This is a genomic window from Micromonospora sp. NBC_00389, from assembly GCF_036059255.1.
Lineage (GTDB): Bacteria > Actinomycetota > Actinomycetes > Mycobacteriales > Micromonosporaceae > Micromonospora.
Map to the genome: position 1 here is coordinate 3,129,253 of NZ_CP107947.1, position 22,797 is coordinate 3,152,049.

Annotated in this window: 18 protein-coding genes, 1 pseudogene and 1 riboswitch; of the genes and pseudogenes, 14 read left to right on the forward strand and 5 right to left on the reverse strand. The window is 72.6% G+C overall.

What is annotated here, in order from left to right; genetic code table 11:
* The first annotated feature begins 18 nt into the window (after positions 1-18).
* Positions 19-1,293 (forward strand): glycosyltransferase 87 family protein, encoded by a 1,275-nt coding sequence (locus OG470_RS14885; RefSeq protein ID WP_328424677.1) that lies wholly within the window; start codon positions 19-21, stop codon positions 1,291-1,293.
* Here OG470_RS14885 and OG470_RS14890 read toward each other — a convergent pair.
* Positions 1,192-1,743 carry a GNAT family N-acetyltransferase gene (locus OG470_RS14890; protein ID WP_328424679.1) on the reverse strand — a complete coding sequence of 184 codons (552 nt, stop codon included), beginning with the start codon at positions 1,741-1,743 and terminating at the stop codon, positions 1,192-1,194. The two genes, OG470_RS14885 and OG470_RS14890, sit on opposite strands and share 102 nt — an antisense overlap.
* 79 nt (positions 1,744-1,822) lie before the next feature.
* Between OG470_RS14890 and OG470_RS14895 the strand changes: the two genes are divergently transcribed.
* The 5 genes from OG470_RS14895 to OG470_RS14915 all read left to right on the forward strand — a co-directional run bounded on the left by OG470_RS14895 (position 1,823) and on the right by OG470_RS14915 (position 7,953).
* A complete protein-coding gene (locus OG470_RS14895) occupies positions 1,823-3,052 on the forward strand; it encodes a winged helix-turn-helix domain-containing protein (protein ID WP_328424681.1) in 1,230 nt (409 codons plus the stop codon).
* A gap of 94 nt (positions 3,053-3,146) precedes the next feature.
* Positions 3,147-3,794 (forward strand): DUF2752 domain-containing protein, encoded by a 648-nt coding sequence (locus OG470_RS14900; RefSeq protein ID WP_328426358.1) that lies wholly within the window; start codon positions 3,147-3,149, stop codon positions 3,792-3,794.
* A 703-nt stretch (positions 3,795-4,497) separates the two neighbouring features.
* Complete coding sequence (thyX, locus tag OG470_RS14905; RefSeq protein WP_328426360.1) at positions 4,498-5,238, forward strand: FAD-dependent thymidylate synthase; 741 nt, start codon at positions 4,498-4,500, stop codon at positions 5,236-5,238.
* A 47-nt stretch (positions 5,239-5,285) separates the two neighbouring features.
* Complete coding sequence (dapA, locus tag OG470_RS14910) at positions 5,286-6,212, forward strand: 4-hydroxy-tetrahydrodipicolinate synthase (RefSeq protein WP_328424683.1); 927 nt, start codon at positions 5,286-5,288, stop codon at positions 6,210-6,212.
* A gap of 52 nt (positions 6,213-6,264) precedes the next feature.
* Positions 6,265-7,953 (forward strand): ribonuclease J, encoded by a 1,689-nt coding sequence (locus tag OG470_RS14915; RefSeq protein ID WP_328424685.1) that lies wholly within the window; start codon positions 6,265-6,267, stop codon positions 7,951-7,953.
* Between the two features lie 100 nt (positions 7,954-8,053).
* Here OG470_RS14915 and OG470_RS14920 read toward each other — a convergent pair whose 3' ends face one another.
* Positions 8,054-9,784, reverse strand: a complete 1,731-nt coding sequence (locus tag OG470_RS14920) for a YbjN domain-containing protein (RefSeq protein WP_442931126.1) — start codon at positions 9,782-9,784, stop codon at positions 8,054-8,056.
* Positions 9,781-10,260, reverse strand: coding sequence for a YbjN domain-containing protein (locus OG470_RS14925; protein WP_328424687.1), 480 nt, complete (start codon positions 10,258-10,260; stop codon positions 9,781-9,783). Before OG470_RS14925 ends, OG470_RS14920 begins: the two co-directional genes overlap by 4 nt.
* A gap of 113 nt (positions 10,261-10,373) precedes the next feature.
* Between OG470_RS14925 and OG470_RS14930 the strand changes: the two are divergent.
* The 3 genes and pseudogenes from OG470_RS14930 to OG470_RS14940 all read left to right on the forward strand — a co-directional run.
* Positions 10,374-11,855: pseudogene (locus OG470_RS14930) on the forward strand (DNA translocase FtsK 4TM domain-containing protein); the annotation flags it as partial.
* 108 nt (positions 11,856-11,963) lie between these two features.
* Positions 11,964-14,318 carry an FtsK/SpoIIIE domain-containing protein gene (locus OG470_RS14935; protein ID WP_442931195.1) on the forward strand — a complete coding sequence of 785 codons (2,355 nt, stop codon included), beginning with the start codon at positions 11,964-11,966 and terminating at the stop codon, positions 14,316-14,318.
* Positions 14,319-14,578: 260 nt separating this feature from the next.
* Positions 14,579-15,829, forward strand: coding sequence for an RNA-guided endonuclease InsQ/TnpB family protein (locus OG470_RS14940; RefSeq protein ID WP_328424689.1), 1,251 nt, complete (start codon positions 14,579-14,581; stop codon positions 15,827-15,829).
* Positions 15,830-15,917: 88 nt separating this feature from the next.
* Here OG470_RS14940 and OG470_RS14945 read toward each other — a convergent pair whose 3' ends face one another.
* Together OG470_RS14945 and sugE are read right to left on the reverse strand one after the other, a co-directional pair.
* Positions 15,918-16,163, reverse strand: a complete 246-nt coding sequence (locus tag OG470_RS14945; RefSeq protein ID WP_328424690.1) for a hypothetical protein — start codon at positions 16,161-16,163, stop codon at positions 15,918-15,920.
* A gap of 79 nt (positions 16,164-16,242) precedes the next feature.
* A complete protein-coding gene (sugE, locus tag OG470_RS14950) occupies positions 16,243-16,557 on the reverse strand; it encodes a quaternary ammonium compound efflux SMR transporter SugE (RefSeq protein WP_328424692.1) in 315 nt (104 codons plus the stop codon).
* Between the two features lie 60 nt (positions 16,558-16,617).
* Positions 16,618-16,685: riboswitch (guanidine-III (ykkC-III) riboswitch) on the reverse strand.
* 125 nt (positions 16,686-16,810) lie between these two features.
* Here sugE and OG470_RS14955 point away from each other — a divergent pair.
* The 5 genes from OG470_RS14955 to pgsA all read left to right on the forward strand — a co-directional run bounded on the left by OG470_RS14955 (position 16,811) and on the right by pgsA (position 22,666).
* A complete protein-coding gene (locus OG470_RS14955; RefSeq protein WP_328426366.1) occupies positions 16,811-17,734 on the forward strand; it encodes an ornithine cyclodeaminase family protein in 924 nt (307 codons plus the stop codon).
* A 151-nt stretch (positions 17,735-17,885) separates the two neighbouring features.
* A complete protein-coding gene (locus OG470_RS14960) occupies positions 17,886-18,452 on the forward strand; it encodes a LemA family protein (RefSeq protein WP_328424694.1) in 567 nt (188 codons plus the stop codon).
* An 8-nt stretch (positions 18,453-18,460) separates the two neighbouring features.
* A complete protein-coding gene (locus tag OG470_RS14965; RefSeq protein ID WP_328424696.1) occupies positions 18,461-20,338 on the forward strand; it encodes a DUF2207 family protein in 1,878 nt (625 codons plus the stop codon).
* Between the two features lie 169 nt (positions 20,339-20,507).
* Positions 20,508-21,998, forward strand: a complete 1,491-nt coding sequence (gene rimO / locus OG470_RS14970) for a 30S ribosomal protein S12 methylthiotransferase RimO (RefSeq protein ID WP_386989928.1) — start codon at positions 20,508-20,510, stop codon at positions 21,996-21,998.
* Positions 21,999-22,075: 77 nt separating this feature from the next.
* Positions 22,076-22,666 carry a CDP-diacylglycerol--glycerol-3-phosphate 3-phosphatidyltransferase gene (gene pgsA / locus OG470_RS14975; protein ID WP_328426368.1) on the forward strand — a complete coding sequence of 197 codons (591 nt, stop codon included), beginning with the start codon at positions 22,076-22,078 and terminating at the stop codon, positions 22,664-22,666.
* Positions 22,667-22,797: the final 131 nt, after the last annotated feature.

The window sequence follows — 22,797 nt, forward strand, 5'->3', positions numbered from 1 at the left end:
AGGGCCAGGGAGGCGACGGTGGCGCAGGGTGCCAACAGGACGGCCGCGCAGGTCGTCGGCGTGGTGGTGCTCGCCGCAGCGGTCACCGCGTTCCTCGCCGTCGCGGCCGTGCGGCACGGCTTCTTCGACCTGAAGGTCTACTACGGCGCGCTGACGTGGTGGGTGCACGACGGTGGGGAGATCTACGACTACCTCAAGCCCGGCACCCAGTACGGCTTCACCTACCCGCCGTTCGCGGCGCTGGTCATGCTGCCGATGGCGTACCTGCCGTGGTCGGCCGCGATCGTGGTGAGCGTGCTCGCCAGCGTGGTCACCACCACGGTGCTGATCTGGTGGCTGGTCGACCCGATCGCCCGTCGGGCCGGCTGGACCGGGTGGTTCGCCCTCGCTGTGGCGCTCTGCCTGGCTGCCGCGTTCGAGCCGATGCGGGAGACGGTCAACTTCGGCCAGGTCAACACGCTGCTGCTCTTTCTGGTGGCGGTGGATCTGCTGCGGCTGCTGCCGGCCGGCAACCGGTGGGCCGGGGTGGGCATCGGGCTGGCCACCGCGATCAAGCTGACCCCGGGCATCTTCATCGTCTACCTGCTGGTCACCGGGCGCTGGCGGGCGGCGCTCACCGCCAGCGGCGCGGCCGCCGGGGTTTCGCTGCTGGCCGGCGCGCTCTTCCCGGACGCCTCCCGCGAGTTCTGGACCGAAGCGCTGTGGAACACCGGTCGGGTGGGCGAGTTGGCATTCGTCTCCAACCAGTCGCTGCGCGGGGTGGTCGCCCGGCTCAACCCGGAGCACCCGAGCACCCTGCTCTGGCTGCTGCTGGTGCTCGGCACCCTGACGTTCTGGGCCTGGCGGTCCCGGGTCGCCGTCGCGGCCGGCGACGAGGCGACCGGCCTGGCGCTGACCGGCGCGGTGATGTGCCTGGTCAGCCCGGTCACCTGGGTGCACCACCTGGTCTGGCTGCTGCCCGCGCTGATCCTGCTGGTCGACAACGCGATGGCCGCTCCGGCCGGTGGCCGCCGCCGGACCCTGCTGGCCGCCGCGACCGTCGGGTACGTGCTGCTGATCAGCCGGACCGTCTGGTTCTGGGAGAAGGACTTCACCGGCGTCGACGGCTTCGTGGGCAGCAACGCGTACGTCTGGATCAGCCTGGCGTTGCTGGCCTTCCTGCCGGTGCGCCGGTGGCTGACCCCGGGCGGGTCAGCCGTCGAGACGTCCGGCGTACCGCAGCTCGACCAGTCCGACCGGCGGGCTCCCACCGGCGAGCGGCACGTGGTAGGTCGACCGCTCACCGTCCGCTGACAGTCCGGCCCGTTCACAGAACCGGCGGGCCCGCAGGTTCTCCGCCAGTACCCACAGCCGGTAGCCGGTCCAGCCCCGCTCGGTGAGCCCGGCTCGGGCGGCGGCCAGCAGCGCGGCGGCGGTCCCGTCGCCCCAAAAGGCCGGCTCCACGTAGAGCGCCAGCACCTCGCCGACCGCCGGGTCCAGGTCGTCCCGGTCCTGGTTGCGGCGGTACGGCCCGAAGGTGGTGAAGCCGACCACCAGCCCGTCCACCTCGCCGAGCAGGGTGGTGAACGGATGCTCCGGGTCGGCGGTGCCGATGTCGCGTCGGCGCTGCGCCCAGGCCAGCACGTTGAGCCGCCCGAGCACCTCGTCCGGCATGAACCCGGCGTAGCCCGCCTGCCAGCCGTGCACGTGTACCCGGGCGACCGCCTCGGCGTCGTCCGGTTCCTCCCGGCGGATGGTCAGCATTGCACCGTTCTATGCCCCGGTAGCCGTCCCGTCCAGCTTCCCGCACCGGCGTCGTACCAATGAATTAGGGTCCCCGACGATGGCCGCACCGGAATCACTCTCGCTTGCCCAGGCCCGGCGGGTGGCGCTCGCCGCCCAGGGCTTCGCCGACCCGGCCCCGGCCGGGTTGCCCACCCGCCGGCATCTGCGCAGGGTGCTCGACCGGGTCGGGCTGATCCAGATGGACTCGGTCAACGTGCTGCAACGCGCGCACTACCTGCCGCTGTACAGCCGGCTCGGGCCCTATCCGACCACCCTGCTCGACCAGGCCGCCTACCGCCGCCCCCGCGAGCTCTTCGAATACTGGGGCCACGAGGCGTCGCTGGTCCCGGTCGGGCTGCACCCGACGCTGCGCTGGCGGATGGCCCGGGCGCACAGCGAGTCCTGGGGTGGCATGCGACGGATCGCCCAGGAGCAGCCGGAGCTGGTGGCCTGGGTGCGCGACGAGGTGGCCGCCCGTGGTCCGCTGACCGCCGCCGAGATCGAACACGACGCACCCCGGGAGACCGGCAACTGGGGGTGGAACTGGTCGGCGGTGAAACGGGCGCTGGAGTTCCTGTTCTGGGCCGGTGAGGTGACCGCCGCAGAGCGCAGCACCTCCTTCGCCCGCCGCTACGACCTGCCCGAGCGGGTGCTGCCGCCGGCCGTGCTGGCCGCGTCCACCCCGACCGACGCCGAGGCGTACCGGACCCTGGTCGCCCTCGCCGCGCGGTCGCTCGGGGTGGCCGCCGAGCCGGAGCTGCGCGACTACTTCCGGTTGCCACTGGCCGGTGCCCGGCAGGCCGTCGCGGAGCTGGCCGAGGCCGGTGAGCTGGTGCCGGTCACCGTGCCGGGCTGGCGGCAGCCGACCTGGCTGCACGCGAGCGCCCGGCTGCCGCGCTGGGTCCGGGGCAACACACTGGTCAGCCCGTTCGACCCGCTGATCTGGGAGCGCAGCCGCGCCGAACGGCTCTTCGACTTCAGCTACCGGATCGAGATCTACGTCCCGGCGCCGCAGCGGGTGTACGGCTACTACGTGCTGCCCTTCCTCCAAGGCGATCGGTTCACCGCGCGGGTCGACCTGAAGGCCGACCGCAAGGCCAGGGTGCTGCTGGTGCCGGCCGCGTGGATCGAGCCCGGGGCCGACCCGGGGGAGACCGCGGTGGCGCTCGCCGCCGAGCTGTACCGGCTCGCCGGCTGGCTCGGGTTGGACGCGGTGGCGCCGCCCGCGGCCGGCGACCTGGCCGGTCCGCTCACCGCCGCGTTGGCCGGCGTGTCCGGTGTACCGTGAGCGCGTGACGAGCGCTCCCGGACCGGTCGACCAACCGCAGCCCGCGCCCGGGACGGTCCCGGCCTGGCCGGACGGCCAGCCGGGGTCGCCGACCGTGGCGGTCACCGCCGAGCCGCCGGGCGGGTTCCCGGCCGGCGCTGCCGACACCGGCCCCGCCGGCTGGCCGGCGAGCCCACAGGGCGGCTACCCGACAAGCCCGCAGGATGGCTGGCCGGCGAGCCCACAGGGCGGCTACCCGACAAGCCCGCAGGATGGCTGGCCGGCGAGCCCACAGGGCGGCTACCCGGTCACCGAGCCGGACCGGCTCACCCGGTTCGTGCTGCGGCTCTACGAGCGCTCGCCGCGCTGGGCGGTGCCGCTGGCCGCGGTCGGCTGCGTCGCCGTCGGCATGGCTTACGCACTGGTCAGCGACCCGACCTACGCCGACCCCGACGCCGCGCCGACCTGCCTGCTCAAGCTGACGACAGGGCTGGACTGTCCGGGCTGCGGCGGCACCCGCGCGCTCTGGTACGTGCTGCACGGCGACCTGCCGGCCGCTGCCCGGCACCACTTCCTGTTCATCTTCGCGCTGCCGTTCCTGGCGTACCTCTTCGTGGCCTGGGCGGGCAACCAGGCGTTCGGCTGGCGGCTGCCCGAGCTGCGGATCAGCTCCAAGGTCATCGGTGGCTTCCTGGCCGCGTGGCTCGCCTTCTCGGTGCTGCGCAACCTGCCCTGGGCTCCGTTCACCGCGTTCTACGTCTGACCCGCCATCGCTGGCGGTGTCTCCGCCTGGGCCCGCCAGGCCCCTTGTCGTGCCTGTCGAGCTGCCCCAGATATGGGGCGGTCGCGCCGCGTCGTAGGTGACCCGCCGCCGTGCGCTCTGGCTGACCGGTCGCCGTGCGCTCTGGCTGAGCCGCCGCCAGGCGATCGCGCCGCTTGGGTGAGCGCGAGACCGACCTCGTGTCGCGGTGATCTGCCGGTCGGGCGCCGTGCCACGTCCCACTCGTGTCACGGTGATCCGCCGGTCGAGCGCCGTGCCACGTCCCATATTTGGGGCAGCTCGACAGGCTGCGGGGGACTGTCGGGCCGCTTGGGTGGGCGTCGAGGTCGCTGTCGTGTCGCGGTGATCTGCCGGTTCAGGGTCGTGCTGCGTCCCATATTTGGGGCAGTTCGACAGGCGGCCGGGACCGTTGGGCCGCTTGGGTGAGCGTCGAGGTCGCTGTCGTGTCGCGGTGATCTGCCGGTCCAGGGCTGCGCCGCGTCCCATATCTGGGGCAGCTCGACAGGCGGTGCGGGACCCGGCCGGGGCGGGCGGGCCGTAGGTCCCGATCGTCGAGATCTTGGACACCTGCGGGCCCGATGGGCCGGGACGTGTCGGTGATTTGGCGGCGGCTGGGCGGTTTCGCCACCGCGAGCCCGAGTTGGGTGCGGGGCCGGCGACCATTACAGTCCCAGGCATGCCGGAGATGGTGCAGCCCCAGGTCAAGTTGATCGCGTGGACCCAGTTCGCGGCCCCGGACGACGTGCCGTGGTCGACCGACGCGGAGGGTGGCCAGGCGCTCGCCGAGTTCGCCGGCCGGGCCTGCTACCAGTCGTGGAAGAAGCCGAACCCGGCGACCGCCACCAACGCCGGCTACCTCGCGCACATCCTCGAGGTCGGGCACCTCTCGGTGCTGGAGCACGGCTCGGTCACCTTCTACTTCACCGGGGTGTCCCGCTCCTTCACCCATGAGTTGATCCGGCACCGGCACTTCTCGTACTCCCAGCTCTCCCAGCGGTACGTTCCGGAGCGGGACGCGGCCATGGTCGAGCCGGCGGTGATCGCCGACGACCCGGAGCTGCACAAGCGCTTCGTCGAGGCCGCCGAGGCGAGCGTGCGGGCGTACAACGAACTGCTGGAGGGGCTGGAGCAGCGCTTCTCCGACGAGCCGAACCCGACGCTGCGTCGCAAGCAGGCCCGGCAGGCGGCCCGCGCCGTGCTGCCGAACGCCACCGAGACCCGGATCGTGGTCACCGGCAACTACCGGGCCTGGCGGCACTTCATCTCGATGCGGGCCACCGAGCACGCCGACGTGGAGATCCGTGAGCTGGCCGTGGAGTGCCTGCGCCAGTTGCTGGCGGTCGCACCGAATGTCTTCGCCGACTTCGTGTTCTCCACGCTGCCGGACGGCACCGAGGTGGCGGCCAGCCCGCACGAGGCGTCCTGAGCCCTTCCCCGGCGGGTGCCGACTGGTCGTCCGCTAGGTTGGAGGGTATGACGCACGACCACCCTGACGCGGCCGGCCGGCCGGTGTCCCGCCCCTTCGGGCGGCTGCTCACAGCCATGGTGAGCCCGTTCACTCCCGACGGCTCGCTCGACCTCGACGGCGTCGTCCGGCTGGCGAGCCACCTGGTCGATGAACAGGGCAACGACGCGCTGGTGGTCAACGGCACCACCGGTGAGTCGCCGACCACCACCGATGCGGAAAAGGAACGCCTGATCCGGGCCGTGGTGGAGGCCGTCGGTGACCGCGCCAAGGTGGTCGCCGGGGTCGGCACCAACGACACCCGGCACACCATCGAGCTGGCCTCCGCCGCCGAGAAGGCGGGCGCGCACGGCCTGCTGGTGGTCACCCCGTACTACAACAAGCCGCCGCAGAGCGGTCTGCTGCGGCACTTCACCGCGGTGGCCGACGCCACCGGCCTGCCGGTGATGCTGTACGACATCCCACACCGCTCCGGTGTGCCGATCGACACCGAGACGCTGGTCCGGCTCGCCGAGCACGGCCGGATCGTCGCGGTCAAGGACGCCAAGGGCGACCTGACCGCCACCAGCTGGGTGACCAGCCGGACCGCCCTCGCCTTCTACAGCGGCGAGGACGCACTCACCCTGCCGGCGCTGGCCGTCGGCAGCGTGGGCGTGGTCGGCACCTCGACGCACTTCACCGGGGCGCTGACCGCACAGATGATCGAGGCGTACGACGCGGGGGACATGCCGGCCGCGCTGGCGCTGCACCGGCGGCTGCTGCCGCTGTTCACCGGCATCTTCCGCACCCAGGGCACCATCCTGGTAAAGGCGGGCCTGGCGGCGTTGGGCCTGCCGGCCGGCCCGGTGCGACCCCCGCTGGTGGATGCCACCGACGACGAGATAGCCCAGCTGCGCGCGGACTTCGCGGCGGCGGGCCTGGAGCTGCCCGAATGATCGAACGACACGATGGGCGCCGACTGACGGCGTCGCAGAATGAGGTGGACGCGTGACCGAGGCGCACATCGAGGCGGAACTGCCCCCGCCGCTGCCGGAAGGTGGCCTGCGGATCATCCCGCTCGGCGGGCTTGGCGCCATCGGTCGCAACATGACCGTCTTCGAGTACGACGGCAAGTTGCTGATCGTCGACTGCGGGGTGCTCTTCCCCGACGTCGAGCAGCCGGGCGTGGATCTGATCCTGCCCGACTTCGGTCCGATCCTGGACCGGCTGGCTGACGTCCAGGCGATCGTGCTGACCCACGGCCACGAGGACCACATCGGCGCGGTGCCCTACCTGCTCGCCCACAAGCCGGACATCCCGCTGGTCGGCTCACAGTTCACCCTCGCCCTGGTCGAGGCGAAGCTGGCCGAGCGGCGGATCCAGCCGTACACGCTGACCGTGCGGGAGGGCGGCCGGGAGCGGCTTGGCCCGTTCGAGTGCGAGTTCTTCGCGGTCAACCACTCGATCCCGGACGCGCTCGCCGTGGCCATCCGCACCCCCGCCGGCCTGGTACTGCACACCGGCGACTTCAAGATGGACCAGCTCCCGCTGGACGGCCGGATCACCGACCTGGCCGGCTTCGCCCGGCTCGGCGCCGAGGGCGTCGACCTGCTGCTGTCCGACTCCACCAACGCGGAGATCCCCGGCTTCGTCACCCCGGAGCGGGAGATCGGGCCGGTGCTCGACTCGATCTTCGCGAAGGCCAAGGGCCGGATCATCGTGGCCTCGTTCGCCTCGCACGTGCACCGGGTGCAGCAGGTCTTCGACTCCGCTGCGGAGCACAACCGCAAGGTCGCGCTGATCGGGCGGTCCATGGTCCGCAACATGGGCATCGCCCGCGACCTCGGCCTGCTCAACATCCCGGCCGGCCTGGTCGTCGGGATCGAGGAGGCGACCACGCTGCCGCCCGATCAGATCGTGCTGATGTCCACCGGATCGCAGGGTGAGCCGATGAGCGCGCTGGGCCGGATGGCCAGCGGGGACCATCGGCACATCACCATCGCGCCCGGCGACACCGTCGTGCTGGCCAGCTCGCTGGTGCCGGGCAACGAGACCTCGGTCTACCGGGTGATCAACCGGCTGGCCCGGGCCGGCGCGGTGGTCGTGCACAAGGACGTGGCGAAGGTGCACGTCTCCGGGCACGCCCCGGCCGGGGAGCTGCTCTACCTGCTCAACGTGGTCCGGCCCAGCAACCTGATGCCGGTGCACGGCGAGTGGCGTCACCTGCGCGCCCACGCCCGGCTGGGCATCGAGTCCGGGGTGGCCGCCGACCGGGTCGTGATCTGCGAGGACGGCGACGTGGTCGACCTCGTCGAGGGCCGGGCCACCCTGGTGGGGCACGTGAAGAGCCGGTACGTCTACGTCGACGGCCTCGCGGTCGGTGACGTGAGTGAGTCGCTGCTCACCGAGCGGCGGATACTCGGCGACGGCGGTTTCATCGCCACCACCGTGGTCGTCGACTCGGTCACCGGCAAGGTGGTCGCCGGCCCGACCCTGTCCGCGAAGGGCTTCTCCGAGGACCCGGCGGCGTTCAACCCGGTGATCCCGCTGGTCACCGAGGCGCTCAACCGGGCCGCCGCGGACGGCATCACCGACCCGCACCAGCTCCAGCAGATCGTCCGGCGGACCGTGGGGCGGTGGGTCAACGACGCGTACCGTCGTCGGCCGATGATCGTGCCCACCGTCGTCGAGGTCTGACACCGCGCGTTCCGACGCCCGCCGCACCCCAGGTGCGGCGGGCGTCGCCGTGCACGGACCGGACCGGGGTGCCGACCGGCGGGTCGGCCCGGCATGCGGGTCAGCGCAGCGCGGCGACCGCCTCGGCGTACGCGACGCCGGTGGCTATCGCGGCTTCCACCAGCACCAGCAACTGTGCCGGGGCCACCCCGTGCGCCAGGTTGGTGGCGACGTCGCCGGCCAGCATCAGCTCCTCGCCGAGGTCGTGCGCGTACGCCTTGGGCAGCAGCCGGTCGTGGTTCCACGCGTTGCAGAAGGCGTACGCCTCGGCGCGGCGGGTCGCTGGCAGCCGGCGGACGGCCATCGCCCGGGTGTGCAGCACCTCGCTGCGCTCCCCGGCCTGGCGGAACTGGATCACCGCGTCGCCCCACCGGCCGACCACCGTGCCGCCCTCGTCCACCAGGTACTGGTCGCCGCGCCGGTCCAGCACCGAGGTGATCAGATCGAGAGTGAGCGCCACCAGCTCCTGGTCGCCCAGACCGGCACCGGGCTGGCCAGCGTCGGCCCGACCGTCGCCACCCGGGTCCGTGTCGGACTCGTCGGAGCGTCCGTCGTCGGTGGCGTCGTCGACGTGCTCGGCGTCGGTGGCGTCGGTGGGCAGCGGGACCGGTGCCGTGAGAGGGCGCTCGGCCAACCAGGCGGCCATCCGACCGGAGTGGTGGCCGGTGCCGTTGCGGGCGTCGAAGCTGCCGGCCAGTTCGCTGGCCACCCCGACCAGCAGCGCGCCGAGCATGGCCACGTCCAGCTCGGTGGCCGCCCGCCCGCCGTACGCCGGGCGCTGGACGGGCCGCCCGCCCAGCCCGGCCTCGACGGCCAGCCCGCAGACCAGCGCGCCAGCGGCGGCGAACTCCATCGCGGCGAGGTCGTCGGTGGGCCGGTCCAGCCGGGGCAGTTGCTCGGCCAGGATGGCCAGCCCGCGTTCCAGGTGCCCGCCCAGCGCACAGAACCGCAGGTGCGCGGCGAGGTGCGGGAACGCGGCGCGCTCACGCCGGTGCCGGCGGTACGACCGCACGTGCGCCGCCGCCGCCCGCTCCGGCTCGCCGGCCCGTAGCGCGGGCAGCAGCCCGGCGACCAGTGCCCGCTCGGGCTGGTCGGTGCAGGCCTCCAGGTCGCCGGGGGACTCCCGCAACTCGGTGAGCGCGGCTCGCCACTCGCCCCAACCGGCCAGCAGCTCCGCACGCCGGGCGGGAGCGCAGCCGGGGCAACCGCCGGCCGGTCCGGGGCGGATGCCCGCCCAGCGCCCGTACCAGTGGCGGGCGGTGGGCTCGTCGCCGAGATGGTCGGCGATCCGGGTGCGCAGCTCCGCGACGGTCGGCGCGTCGGGCCCGTCCGCCCCGACCCGGTGGGCCAGATCGTCCAGCAGGGACCGGGTCTGGTCCAGCCCGACCCGGGGGGTGCCGAGCAGAGCCTCCACCGCGTACCGCTGGTAGCGCAGCAGCAGCCCGGCGTCGGCGTCGGTGAGCAGCTCGGGACGGTGGTCGGCGGCGGCCCGGCAGCGCCGTACCGGCTCCACCAGCCGCCACCGCTCCCCGTGCAGCAGGTACGCCTCGATCAGCGCGAACCGGGCGTCCACCCCGGACCGCACGTCCCCGGCCGCGTCTGCCCGCTCGGCGAGCCGTTCCAGGGCCACCAGCCGGCCCGGACCGTCGGGCAGGTCCCGGGCGTCGGCGAGCGCGGCCACCAGCGCGGGAACGCGACGGTCGGCGACCCGGTCACGGGGAGTGGCGTGCGGCGCGCCGGGGTCGACCGCCCCGTCGGTCCGGCTGCCCGTGGACTCCTCCCGGCCGGTCACGCCGGCACCGCGCCCGGCAACCGGCCGACCGCCACGGCGAGCTGGCAGCCGGCCGAGATGCCACAGTCGAGTAGCTGGTCGAGCTGGTGTGGGGTCACCCCACGCTCCAGGTCGGTGATCACCTCGCCGTAGACCCGGGCCCGGCCGTCATCGTCGACGTGCACGAACGCCTTCGGCCAGAGTCGGTCGTGGTTCCACGAGTTGCAGAAGGCGTACAGCGCGGGCACCTGCTCGATCGGGAAGGTGGGCGCGACCATGGTGCGAACCTGGAGCAGCTCGCCGTCCCCGCCGAGACGCAGGAACCAGATCAGGTTGTCGTCGAAGCGGCCCACCAGGTCGCCGTTCACCGACCGACCGACCCGCCGGCCGCGGGCGGCGAGCACCGCGGCGACCAGCTCGCCGGTCAGCGGGCGCAACGCACCCGGGTGCCCGGCCAGGGGATCGTCCGGACCGTCCTCGAATCCCGGCGACGCCATCGGGCATCCCTTCTGAGGCGGATATCACGACCGGCGGCGGTGTCCACGCTGCGACGCGCGGACACGACCCGGAAAAGCGGGGATCTGCGGGCCCCCACCGTTACCGTGACTCTATGGCGGGCCGTACCTCTCAGGCGAGCCGACGGCGCGGCGCGTCGCCGCGCGGTGGCTCCAACAGCCGTGCCCGTCAACCGGCGAAGAAGACCCGGGCGCCGGTCCGGCGCCGCACGACACCCGCCCGTCCGGGCCCGGCCGTCTACGTCGGCCGCGCGGTCGGTGCACTGTGGATGGGGCTGGCGCACGGAATGGGCTGGGCGGTGCGGGCCGCCGGTCGGCAGGCCGCCTCCGCCCGTGACCTCGACCCCGAGCACCGCCGCGACGGCGGCGGGCTGCTGCTGTTCGGGCTCGCCCTGCTCAGCGCCGTCGCGCTCTGGTTCTCCGGGGCGGGCCCGGTGGGCGCGCGGCTGGCCGACTCGATCCGGCTGTTCCTGGGCGCGATCTCCGTGGTGGTGCCGGTGCTGCTGATGATCGGTGCCTGGCGGCTGATGCGCCAGCCGGCCGATCCCGCGCACCGGGGCCGAGGGCTGATCGGCTGGGGCTCGCTGCTGGTGTCCACCGCCGCGCTGCTCCAGATCGGCCAGGACCCGGTCGACCCGGTGCAACGTGACTTCGCCGGCGGCCTGGTCGGCGCTGGCATCGGCGGGCTGCTGGAGCGGGCGGTCACCGCCTGGGTCGCGGTGCCGCTGCTGATCCTGCTGCTGCTCTTCGGCCTGCTCGTGGTGACCGCGACGCCGATCAACAAGATCCCCGAGCGGCTGGGCCTGCTCGCCGGTGGGCTGGTCGCCCCGCCGGACGCCACCGCGGAGGAGGCGGACGAGACGGCCGCCCGGTCGGCGCGCAAGCGACCGGCGAAGCGGATGCCGCCGCCGGTGGACCCGGACGACTTCGACGATCTGGACGGTGTCGACCTCCAGGAGACGATGGTCCTGCCGCGCAAGGCGGCGCGGAAGGTGCCGGCGAGCCGCAAACCGGCCGAGCCGCCGGAGCACTCGCCCGCGCCGACCCGGGCCGAGCAGCTCGCGCTGACCGGGCTGGCCGGCGACTACACCCTGCCGCCGGCCAACATGCTCAGCGCCGGTGCCGCCGCGAAGACCCGCAGCAAGGCCAACGACGAGGTGATCGCCGCGCTGACCGGCGTGTTCGACCAGTTCGATGTGGACGCCGCGGTCACCGGCTTCACCCGGGGCCCGACGGTCACCCGGTACGAGGTGGAGTTGGGGCACGGGGTCAAGGTCGAACGGATCACCCAGCTCTCCCGCAACATCGCGTACGCCGTGAAGTCGCCGGACGTGCGGATCCTCAGCCCGATCCCGGGCAAGAGCGCGGTCGGCGTGGAGATCCCGAACACCGACCCGGAAAACGTCGCGCTCGGCGACGTGCTGCGCTCGCGGGCGGCGACCAGCGACCACCATCCGATGGTGGTGGCGCTCGGCAAGGACATCGAGGGCGGCTACGTGGTGGCCAACCTCGCCAAGATGCCGCACATCCTGATCGCCGGTGCGACGGGTGCCGGCAAGGCGCTGGCCCTCGATACACCGATCCCGACGCCTGACGGATGGTCCACCATGGGTGCCCTCCGGGTTGGTGGGAGGGTGTTCGACGAGCAGGGCCGGCCGTGCACCATCGTCGCCGCCACACCGGTCATGTATGACCGCCCCTGTTACGAGGTGGAGTTTTCCGACGGCACGGTCATCGTCGCCGACGCCCAGCACCAGTGGCAGACGACGACGAGGGCCGGGCGGACCCAGCGAACCCACCGTTGGAAGGATGGTTCCTACTGGTCCGTCGATGATGTGCAGCGGGTGGTCGCACAGGCAGACACGGTGCTGTCGGATCTCGATCGGCCGGTGTCGACTGACGAGGTCATCGCAGATGTCGGCCAGCAGTTCCGAAACGTGCTGTACCGGGTCGTGCGTGGGTTGCCCAAGGAGCCAGGAAACGCTCTGACCACCTACCTGCGGGGTGGTCGCGAGGTGACCCGCCGGGTCCCTACCTATTCCCGTCACCGGGTCTACCAGGCATTGCGCGAGCTTGTCGCGGATCCGGGACGGTCAGGTCGGAGGCGAAGCTTTGACGACCGACCAGTCACGACGGCAGAGATAGCAGCCTCGCTACGGGTGGTCGGGCGTAGCGGATCCTGGACCAATCATGCGGTGGCAGTGTGCGGAGCGCTCGACTATCCAGAGCAGGATCTACCGATCGCTCCGTACACCTTGGGCTGCTGGCTGGGTGATGGCACCACTGGTTCGGCGGGCTTTACGTGCGACGAAGAGGAGTTGCTGGACAACATTCGTTTGGACGGGTACGTCGTGACAAAGCATCCCGCCAGCCGGATGCAGTACACGATCTCGAACAGGCCGGAACGGGACGGGCGAATCGCCGAGGCTGTGGAGCTATTCACCCGGGGCGTGAGCCTCGCTCGGGCGGCCAGGCAGTTCGGGGTCGGCCTTTCCGCGGTGTGTCTGGCAGCCCGCGGTCAGGAAAGGCTTCAGCCGCCGAGCCACTTCGAGCCGGGAGATCCTCCCCGTGACCGGTACCGGACGCTGCGGCAGTTGTTCCGCGAGCTCGGTACGAAACACATCCCTGCCAGCTATCTGCGATCTTCCGAGCAGCAGCGACGAGCCCTGCTGGCAGGTCTGCTGGACACCGATGGCACGGTCTCCGAGCAAGGCGGGGTCGAGCTCGCACTCACCAATGAGCGTCTGGCGCAGGACGCTCTCGAGTTGATCATCGGGCTCGGTTACCAGGCCACGCTGACGACCAAGCGGGTAAAGGGTCGGAGTGAGTCGACCTCCACCTGCTATCGAATCCACTTCACCCCGGCTGACAAGGTCTTTCGGCTGACCCGCAAAGCAAGCCGCCAGGTGATCAGTACGCGCGCGACGACCTCGCGGCGCTACATCGTGGACGTGCGGCCGATCCCCTCGGTTCCCGTCCGATGCATCGAGGTCGACAGTCCGAGCCACCTGTACCTGGCCAGTCGTGCGTGCATCCCCACGCACAACTCCAGTTGCCTGAACACACTGCTGGTGTCCGTACTCACCAGGGCCACCCCGGACGAGGTGCGGCTGCTGCTGATCGACCCGAAGCGGGTCGAGATGACCGGGTACGAGGGCATCCCGCACCTGGTCACCCCGATCGTGACCAACGCCAAGAAGGCGGCGGACTCACTGGACTGGGTCGTCCGCGAGATGGACATGCGCTACGACGACCTCGCCGCCAACGGGGTCCGGCACATCGACGACTTCAACCGCAAGGTGCGCAACGGCGAGATCAAGGCCCCGCCGGGCAGCGAGCGGGAGATGCGCCCGTACCCGTACCTGCTGGTGATCGTGGACGAGCTGGCCGACCTGATGATGGTGGCGCCGCGCGACGTGGAGGACTCCGTCGTCCGGATCACCCAGCTGGCCCGGGCCGCGGGCATCCACCTGGTGTTGGCCACCCAGCGGCCCTCGGTCGACGTGGTGACCGGTCTGATCAAGGCCAACGTGCCGTCCCGGCTCGCGTTCGCGACCTCGTCCCTCGCGGACTCGCGGGTCATCCTCGACCAGCCGGGCGCGGAGAAGCTGCTCGGCCGCGGTGACGGGCTCTTCCTGCCGATGGGCGCCTCCAAGCCGGTACGGATCCAGGGCGCGTGGGTCACCGAGCGCGAGATCGCCGACGTGGTGAAGTTCTGCAAGGACCAGCGCGAGCCGGAGTTCCGCAAGGACGTGCTCGCCCCCGCGCAGGACACCAAGAAGAAGGTCGAGGAGGACATCGGCGACGACCTCGACCTGCTGGTGCAGGCGGTGGAGCTGGTGGTCACCTCGCAGTTCGGCTCCACCTCGATGCTTCAGCGCAAGCTGCGGGTCGGCTTCGCCAAGGCGGGCCGGCTGATGGACCTGATGGAGACCCGCGGCGTGGTCGGGCCCTCGGAGGGTTCCAAGGCGCGCGACGTGCTGGTCAAGCCGGACGAGCTGGAGGAGGTCCTCGCCGGCCTGCGTGGCGACGAGGACTGAGCGGCTAGTGAGGTGGCCGCTAACGTTCGCCGGGTTGGTGAGTGGTTGGGAAGTTGTCGTACCGGTGGTGTTGGGTTCGGTTTGTGCCTCGCCGTCGGGATTCCGCTGCGCCGCGGGTCGTGTATCGCACGGCTCGGGTTGGGTTGCGGGTGACGCCGGGGCAGCGGCGGCGGTGTTTCGGCTTGCTGCGTTCGGGTGGTGATGTGTGGGCGTGTGTGTTGGAGGTCAATGCGTGGCGGCGTCGCCGCGGGGATGCGCCGGTGGCTGGCTATCAGGAGTTGTGTCGGGAGTTGGCGGCGTCGGGGCCGGGCACGTTCGGTGAGCTGGACAGTACGGGTGCCCGGTCGGTGTTGCGCCGGTTCTCCGATGCCTGGTTCGCGGCGGCGAAGCGCCGTAAGGCCGGTGACGACTCGGCGCGGTTTCCGCGTCGCCGGCGGGGGTTGGTGCCGGTGCGCTGGTATCACGGCACCTTCACGGTTGACGGGCGGCGGGTACGCATCCCCAGCGCGAGAGGCACCTGCCCGTTGTGGGTTCGCCTGGCCCGGGATCTGCCGTATCCGGTGGAGCAGGTCCGCTCGATCACGCTGCTGTCTGAGGGCGGGCGGTTGTTCCTCGACGTGACCGCCGAGATTCCGGTCGCGACCTACCCAGCGGGGGTGGGGCCGCAACCGGGTCGGGTGGCCGGGGTGGACCTCGGCATCATCCACCCCTACGCGGTGGCCGGGCCCGACGGTGCCGGGCTGTTGGTGTCCGGGCGGGCGGTCCGCGCGGAGCACCGGATGCACCTGGCCGACACCAAAGCCCGCCGCCGGGCGGTGGCGCGGCGGGCACCGAAACCGGGCCAGCGGGGGTCACGGCGGTGGCGTCAGTATCGCCGCCGGGCCCGTCTGGTGCAGGGACGGCATCGACGGCGGGTCCGCCAGGCCCAGCATGAGGCCGCCCGCACTGTCGTGTCCTGGGCGGTGGGTCAGCGGGTTGGGGTGCTGCACGTCGGCGACCCCCGCGGGGTGCTCGACATTGCGGCGGGGCGGCGGCACAACCTGCGGCTGCGGCAGTGGCAGATCGGCCGGTTGATTCAGGTCCTCACCGACAAGGCCACCCTCGCCGGGATCACTGTGCGGCTCGTCGACGAACGCGGCACCTCCTCGACCTGCCCCGCCTGCCGGCGGCGGGTACCGAAACCGCGTGGGCGCACCTTGTCCTGCCCCCACTGCCGATTCTCCGGGCACCGCGATCTCGTCGCGGCGGCCAGCATCGCCACCCGCACCCCGGGCGGCGGACCCACCACCCCCACGACGGCCGTTCCTGTGCTGCCTGGGGTGGTCACGCACCGTCGAGCCGGCCGGAACCTCCCCGGCGCCGGCCGGTCCCGGCGTGACCCCCGCCGCCCAGCCCGGGCAGCGAGAGGATCAGTTGGCCTGCGGAGGCCCGCCCCACCACCCAGTGGGGAGTCGCTCGCCCTCCAAGGCGAGGATCCACAACATCCCACCGGAACACCCGGTGAACGTTAGTGGACACCGCACTAGCTCGACGGCACGACCGGGCTGGGGAAACGCGACGGGCCCGCCGGTGACCGGCGGGCCCGTGACCGAGCAGTAGTCAGTTGTTGATCAGCGCGGAGATGATCACCAGGCTGATCACCGCCGCGACGACGCTGGCGGCGGCGGCGTACCAGCCGAGTGGCTTGTCGCCGAGCACGGCGCCGACGATGCCCGCGATCACGCCGAGCACGCCGAAGATGATCGGGTTGAGCAACAGGGCGAGCACCGCGAAGACGAAGCCCACGATGGTGAGGATCCGGGCGGCGTTACTGCGCGGGCGGGCGGTGCTGGGCATGTCGGCCATGTCTGCCTCCGGTTGAGAGCCTGTCGTGACGGATCGATCACTACCCACTGTGGGTGCAGGCCACGCGTGCTGCAGCAGGTCAGTGGAAGATCTTCAGTCCGATCACGCCGGCGACCACCAGCAGCAGGCAGAGGATCCGAGGCAGGCTCGCCGACTCGCCGAGCGCCAGCATCCCGACCAGGGTGGTGCCGACCGCGCCGATGCCGACCCAGACCGCGTACCCGGTGCCGACCGGGATGTCGCGCAGCGCGTACGCCAGCCCGCCCATGCTCAGCACCAGGGTCACCACGAACACCAGCGACGGAACCAGTCGGCTGAAGCCGGCACTGCGGTCCAGGGCGATCGCCCAGGCCGTCTCCAGCAGTCCCGAGATCACCAATACCAGCCAGGCCATCATTCACCTCACGGGGAGCGCCCGGGCTGTCGCGCCGGGACGAGTGGAGTCTGCACGTCACGCGGGGCGTCTTGGCCTTACCGGGTACGCCCACCACTCGTCCGGAGTGGCCACGGACGAACCGGGCCACCAGCACCGACGCTAGCACCGGACGCCGCCGGAGGCGATGTGGTTGGCGCGTCTGCCGATGGCTTGGTGACCCCTGCCACCCCACGTTGACCTGTACCTCACTTCAACTTGCAGTATGGCCGTCATGACCCTGCTCTACGCCGACCCCGAGGTCGCCGCCGTACTGGACGCCGCCACCACGGTCGACGCCATGCGCGCTGCCCTGCTGGCCGCGTACGACGGGCGGCTCGTCGCCCCGCCCCGGGCCACCGCCCCGCTGGGCGGTGGCCGGATGGTGCTCACCGCCGGTCACCTGGTCGACGAGTGGTACGGCTTCCGCTCGTACGACACCTTCGGCCACCCGGAGGGCGAGCAGCTGGTGGTGTTGCACGACGCCCGGACCGGGGCGATCCGAGCGGTCGCGGTCGGCGAGGAGCTGGGCTCCCGGCGTACCGGCGGGCTGGGTGGCGTCGCGGTCGACTCGCTGGCCCGGCCGGACGCGGCCACCCTCGGCGTGATCGGCTCCGGCCGCCAGGCGTGGACCCAGGTCTGGGCCGCAGCCGCGGTCCGCCCGCTGCGCGAGGTGGTGGTGCACAGCCGCTCCGCCGCCCGGCGGGACGCCTTCGCCGCCCGGGTCCGCGCCGAGCTGGGCGTCCCGGCTCGTGCGGTGGGCGACCCCGGTGCGGCGGTGACCGGGCGGGACATGGTGGTGCTCGCCACCACCAGCCCGACGCCGGTGCTCTGTGCCGCAGACCTGAGCCCCGGCACGCACGTCAACGCGGTCGGCTTCAAGCAACGCGACCGCAGCGAGTTCGGCACCGACCTGCTGGACGCCGCCGACCTGCTGGTCACCGACTCGCCGGCCCAGGCGGCGGACTACCAACCGCCGATGCTCGCCGCCTCGCCCCCGTACGCCGGGCGGCTGCGCGACCTGGGTGGCATCCTCGCCGGCGCGGTCCCCGGCCGCACCACCGCGGACCAGCTCTCCGTCTTCTGCTCCACCGGCCTGGCCGGCACCGAGGTCTTCCTGCTCGACCGGCTGACCCGGGTGGCCGCCGCGACGCGCTGACCGCTTCGGTTCACGGGCCGCCGCGGTCGGGACTGACCGAACAGTGGACGGTCACATCGGCGACCGAGCGGAGTTGCCGGCTCCAGGAACCGATCATCATGGGAGCGTCCGTCGCGACGGGGCCGGCGGAGCAACCCGAACGTGAGGTGCCATGAACCTCGGACTGGTGCTGGTAGCTGTCCTGGTGGTGCTCGTCGTCGTGCTGCTGGTCGTCGCGATCGGCGGCTACAACCGGCTCGTCCGGTTGCGGGCACAGGTCCAGGCGTCCTGGGCGCAGGTGGACGTCCAGCTCAGACGACGACACTCGCTGATCCCCAACCTGGTGTCGACGGTGCAGGGCTACGCCGGGCACGAGCGGGCGACTCTGGAGGCGGTGACCACCGCCCGGGTCGCGGCCACGACGGTGGCGGGCGGTGGCCAGGCCCGGGTCGACGCCGAGGGCGCGTTGACCGAGGCGCTCGGCCGGCTGTTCGCCGTCTCGGAGGCGTACCCGCAACTGCGGGCGAGTGAGAACTTCGCCGAGCTGCAGCGTGAGCTGACCGCCACCGAAGACAAGATCGCCTACGCGCGGCAGTTCTACAACAGCGCCGTCCAGTCGCTCAACACCGCCGTGCAGACCCTGCCCACCAACGTCATCGCCGGTATGGGCGGCTTCCGGACGGAGTCGTACTTCGAGGCCACCGGCCCGGAGCGCACCGACGTCTCCGTCCGGTTCTAGCCGCCGCAATGGAATTCTCCGACCCGATCGTCGAGATCGGCCTGCCGGTCGCGAGTCTCGCCCTCTGGGCACTGGTCTACGGGATCATCCGGCTGGCCAGGCGACCCGCCGCCGTCACCCCGGCGCCCGCCACCATGGACCTCCCCGGCCAGGAGCCCCCGGCGATCGTCAGCCTGCTGGCAAACCGGTGGCAGATCACCGTGGACGCCGCCGAGTCCACCCTGCTCGACCTCGCCGCGCGCCACTACCTGGAGCTGCGCCAGGCCGGCCCGGATCCCCGTCACACCACCGTGCACGTGACGGGCCGCGCCGCCGACGACCTCAACCGGTACGAGCGGCAGGTCTACGACCGGGTGGCCGCGCGGGCAGTGGACGGGGTGGTGCCGCTGACCGCGCTGAGTTTCTCTGACGGCGGCCAGGCCGCCGCCTGGTCCAAGCGACTGCGCCGGGCGGTCGTGGCCGACGCCAATCGGCTCGGGCTCTCCCGCCCACGGTTCTCCCGTCCGCTGGTCGTCCTGCTGGGCCTGCTCGGCGGGGTGGCTGCCGCCGGCGCCGCGGCCGGCGCCTGGCACTACGTGGCCCGCACCGACGGGGACTCGTTCGGCGCGGTCGCCGTGTTCGTCGTCACCACCGCCGCGCTCGCCAGCCTCGCGGGCCGGGACCTCGGGGAGCGGGACACCCCCGCCGGCCGGGCCGCCGCCGCACACTGGCTCGGGCTGCGCGCCTGGCTGGCCGGGCACGAGAGCTTCGCCGACCTGCCGCCCGCATCCGTCACGGTCTGGGACCGCTACCTGCCCTACGGCGCCGCGCTCGGGGTGACCCGCACGGCCTCGCAGGTGATCGACCTGGGCATGGCCGACCGGAGGCGGCTCTGGTCGTCGTACGGGGGCAGGTGGCGCCGGGTCAGCGTCAGCTATCCCGGCGGGCTGCCCCGGTACGGCCAGGCGCTGGGCTGGGTCGTTTTCCGGGCGCTGATCGCCGGCCTGCTGGGCTGGACGTTCGCGCGGGTGGTCGGCGGGGCGTTCCTCGGCTCGACCGGCGGCTCGTCGGCCGGCGGGACGCGGCTCACGGACCTCGGCCCGGTGACGCTCGGCATCGTCCTGCTCGGGTTCGCGCTGCTCGGCCTCGCCGGGTACCTCCTCCTTCGGGCGCTCCTGGACCTGGTGGCCCCGGCCACGGTCACCGGCGAGGTGCTCTGGCACCAGGTCTGGCAGCGACAGAGTTCGGACGAGGGGCCGGGCCGACCGATCAACCACCACCTCGTCATCGACGACGGTCACGCCGAGCGGCTCCGCGCCTGGATCATTCCGGAGAAGGTGGCGGGGGAGTGCCGGCTCGGCGACGTGGTCACCGCACGGGTCCGGCCGTGGAGCCGCCGGGTGCTCGGGGTGACCGTCCAGCGCGCCGCACCCGACCCCGATCCGTACGACGACGACGAGCCGCCGTCCGGCAGCGCCCTGCCCGCCACCGCGACCCACGGCGCCGTCCAGCCGGACCGCCTGCTCAGCGCGGCGGAGGTGGGCGCCGCGACCGGTCGACGGGTGTCGTTGGCGCGGCCGGCCGGGAGCACCGGCCAGGTACGGGGACTGGCCTCGTTCGTCGACGGCAGCGGGGCGACCGTCCTCGCGCTCCAGGTCACCCGGGGGACGATGGCCCGGTTCAACCTGACCGTCGGCCGGAGCACGGGTGTCCCGCTGCCCGGGGTGGGTGACGAGGCGTACGCAGGGCCGGACCGGGTCGTCGGCCGGCGGGGGGATCTCGTGCTGCTGCTGGTCCGCCGGTCGGGCGCTGGCGGGATCGAGGTCGCCCAGCTCGCTGGACTGCTCGCCACCGCCCTGTCCCGGCTGCCGAACGAGCCCGCACCGCAGCACAGCGGGGCGGGCTGAGCCTCCGTTCAGAAGCGGGCCCCGGGCACGAGTGCAGGCGTGCCGGGGCCGCCAGCCCGCCCGCGTGCGTGGGCTCCCCCGATCGGCCCGGTACCCTCGGATGGTGTCTGCCTCTGCCACCGCCCCTTCCGACAGCTCCAGCTCGGCGTCTCTGACGCCGCGCCGCGACCTGGAGCTGTCGCCCGCCGCCGAGGGCCGTCGCGTGGCCCTGCTCACCCTGGGCTGTGCCCGTAACGAGGTCGACTCGGAGGAGTTGGCCGCCCGGCTGCACGCCGACGGCTGGCAGGTGACCACCGACGGCGAGGGCGCCGACGTGGTGGTCGTGAACACCTGCGGCTTCGTGGAGAAGGCCAAGCAGGACTCCATCCAGACCCTGCTGGCGGCCGCCGAGACCGGCGCCAAGGTGGTCGCCGCCGGCTGTATGGCCGAGCGGTACGGCCGGGAGCTGGCCGACAGCCTGCCCGAGGCGCAGGCGGTGCTGAGCTTCGACGACTACCCGGAGATCGCCGCCCGGCTGAACGCGGTCGTCGCCGGCGAACAGGTCACCGCGCACACCCCCCGCGACCGCCGGGAGCTGCTGCCGCTCACCCCGGTGAAGCGGCGCGAGGCTGCGGTGTCGCTGCCCGGGCACGGCACCCCGACCCGCTCGGCCGTCGAGACCGACGAGCACACGCCGGCGCACCTGCGTCAGGTGCTGCGCCGCCGGCTGGACACCGGCCCGGTCGCCTCGCTGAAGCTGGCCAGCGGCTGCGACCGTCGCTGCGCGTTCTGCGCCATCCCCGCCTTCCGTGGGGCGTTCGTCTCGCGTACCCCGGACGAGCTGCTCGCCGAGGCGGAGTGGCTGGCCAAGACCGGCGTACGGGAGTTGGTGCTGGTCAGCGAGAACTCCACCTCGTACGGCAAGGATCTGGGTGACCCCCGCGCGCTGGAGAAGCTGCTGCCGCAGCTCGCCGCGGTGACCGGCATCGTCCGGGTCCGGGTGAGCTACCTCCAGCCGGCCGAGACCCGGCCCGGGCTGGTCGAGGCGATCGCCGGCACGCCCGGGGTGGCCCCGTACTTCGACCTGTCGTTCCAGCACTCCAGCGAGCCTGTGCTGCGCCGGATGCGGCGTTTCGGCTCCACTGACCGGTTCCTGGAGCTGCTGGCAAGTGCCCGCGCGCTGGCCCCGGACGCGGGCGCGCGGAGCAACTTCATCGTCGGCTTCCCCGGCGAGACCCGCGCCGACGTCGACGAGCTGGTCCGGTTCCTGACCGAGGCCCGGCTCGACGCGATCGGCATGTTCGACTACAGCGACGAGGACGGCACCGAGGCCGCGGGGCTGCCCGGCAAGGTCTCGGCCGCGACCATCAAGCGTCGCTACGACCGGCTCAGCGCGCTCGCCGACGAGCTCTGCTCGCAGCGGGCCGAGGACCGGCTCGGTTCGACCGTCGAGGTGCTGGTCGACTCGGTCGCCGACGGTGTGGTGGAGGGCCGGGCGGCGCACCAGGCGCCGGAGGTGGACGGCTCCACCACCCTGGTCGCCCCGGCCGAGGGTGGGGTCGACCTGGCCGCGCTGCGCCCGGGTGACCTGGTGCGGGCCACGGTGACCGGCACCGAAGGGGTGGACCTGCTCGCTGTGCCGGATGAGATGATCTCGGCGGCGCCCGGCGCGGCACGGTGACGCCAGGCCCGAGCGGAGCGGGGGAGCCAGGTGGTGCGGTGCCCGGAACGCCACGGCGGCCGGAGCGGGGCGAGGCGGTGACGGGGGCGACGGAGTCGACGCCCGCCCGGGTGGTGCCCGGGGTGCCCGTGCTCAACGCGGCCAACGCGCTGACTGCTTTGCGGCTGGTGCTGGTGCCGGTCTTCGGCGCCTCGGTGATCATGTCCGAGATGAGCCACGCCGGCTGGCGGATGGCGGCCTGCCTGATCTTCGCGGTGGCCTCCGCGACCGACCTGGTCGACGGCTGGATCGCCCGCCGGTTCGGGCTGGTCACCTCGGTCGGCAAGGTGGCCGACCCGATCGCCGACAAGGCGCTCACCGGAGCGGCCCTGGTGCTGCTCTCCTGGTACGACCGGCTGCCCTGGTGGGTGACCGCGCTGATCCTCGTCCGCGAGCTGGGCATCACCGGGTTGCGATTCTGGGTGATCCGGCAAGGGGTGATCGCCGCCAGTCGGGGCGGCAAGATCAAGACTGCCCTCCAGATCCTGGCCATCGCCTGGTACCTCTGGCCGATGCCGGCCGCTCTCGCCGCCGTCGGCCCCTGGATCATGGGTGCCGCCGTCCTGGTGACGGTCGCCACCGGCTTCGACTACATATCCCAGGCACTCCGCCTCCGCCGCACCCGCTAACCCCCACCGGCCCACCCACCCTGGGCCCACCCCACCCGCCACCCCGTCGATCATGAAGTTGTTGCCGTCCGGCGCGGCGTGTCGGGGCAATGACTTCATGGTCAACGTGGAATGTCGCGAAGGTTAGGGGT

Coding starts and splice junctions, on each gene's coding strand:
- OG470_RS14890 (WP_328424679.1), bottom strand. CDS start 1,743: ATGCTGACCATCCGCCGGGAGGAACCGGACGACGCCGAGGCGGTCGCC.
- dapA (WP_328424683.1), top strand. CDS start 5,286: ATGACGCACGACCACCCTGACGCGGCCGGCCGGCCGGTGTCCCGCCCC.
- OG470_RS14960 (WP_328424694.1), top strand. CDS start 17,886: ATGAACCTCGGACTGGTGCTGGTAGCTGTCCTGGTGGTGCTCGTCGTC.
- OG470_RS14965 (WP_328424696.1), top strand. CDS start 18,461: ATGGAATTCTCCGACCCGATCGTCGAGATCGGCCTGCCGGTCGCGAGT.
- OG470_RS14925 (WP_328424687.1), bottom strand. CDS start 10,260: ATGGCGTCGCCGGGATTCGAGGACGGTCCGGACGATCCCCTGGCCGGG.
- OG470_RS14935 (WP_442931195.1), top strand. CDS start 11,964: ATGTATGACCGCCCCTGTTACGAGGTGGAGTTTTCCGACGGCACGGTC.
- sugE (WP_328424692.1), bottom strand. CDS start 16,557: ATGGCCTGGCTGGTATTGGTGATCTCGGGACTGCTGGAGACGGCCTGG.
- OG470_RS14895 (WP_328424681.1), top strand. CDS start 1,823: ATGGCCGCACCGGAATCACTCTCGCTTGCCCAGGCCCGGCGGGTGGCG.
- thyX (WP_328426360.1), top strand. CDS start 4,498: ATGGTGCAGCCCCAGGTCAAGTTGATCGCGTGGACCCAGTTCGCGGCC.
- OG470_RS14945 (WP_328424690.1), bottom strand. CDS start 16,163: ATGGCCGACATGCCCAGCACCGCCCGCCCGCGCAGTAACGCCGCCCGG.
- OG470_RS14955 (WP_328426366.1), top strand. CDS start 16,811: ATGACCCTGCTCTACGCCGACCCCGAGGTCGCCGCCGTACTGGACGCC.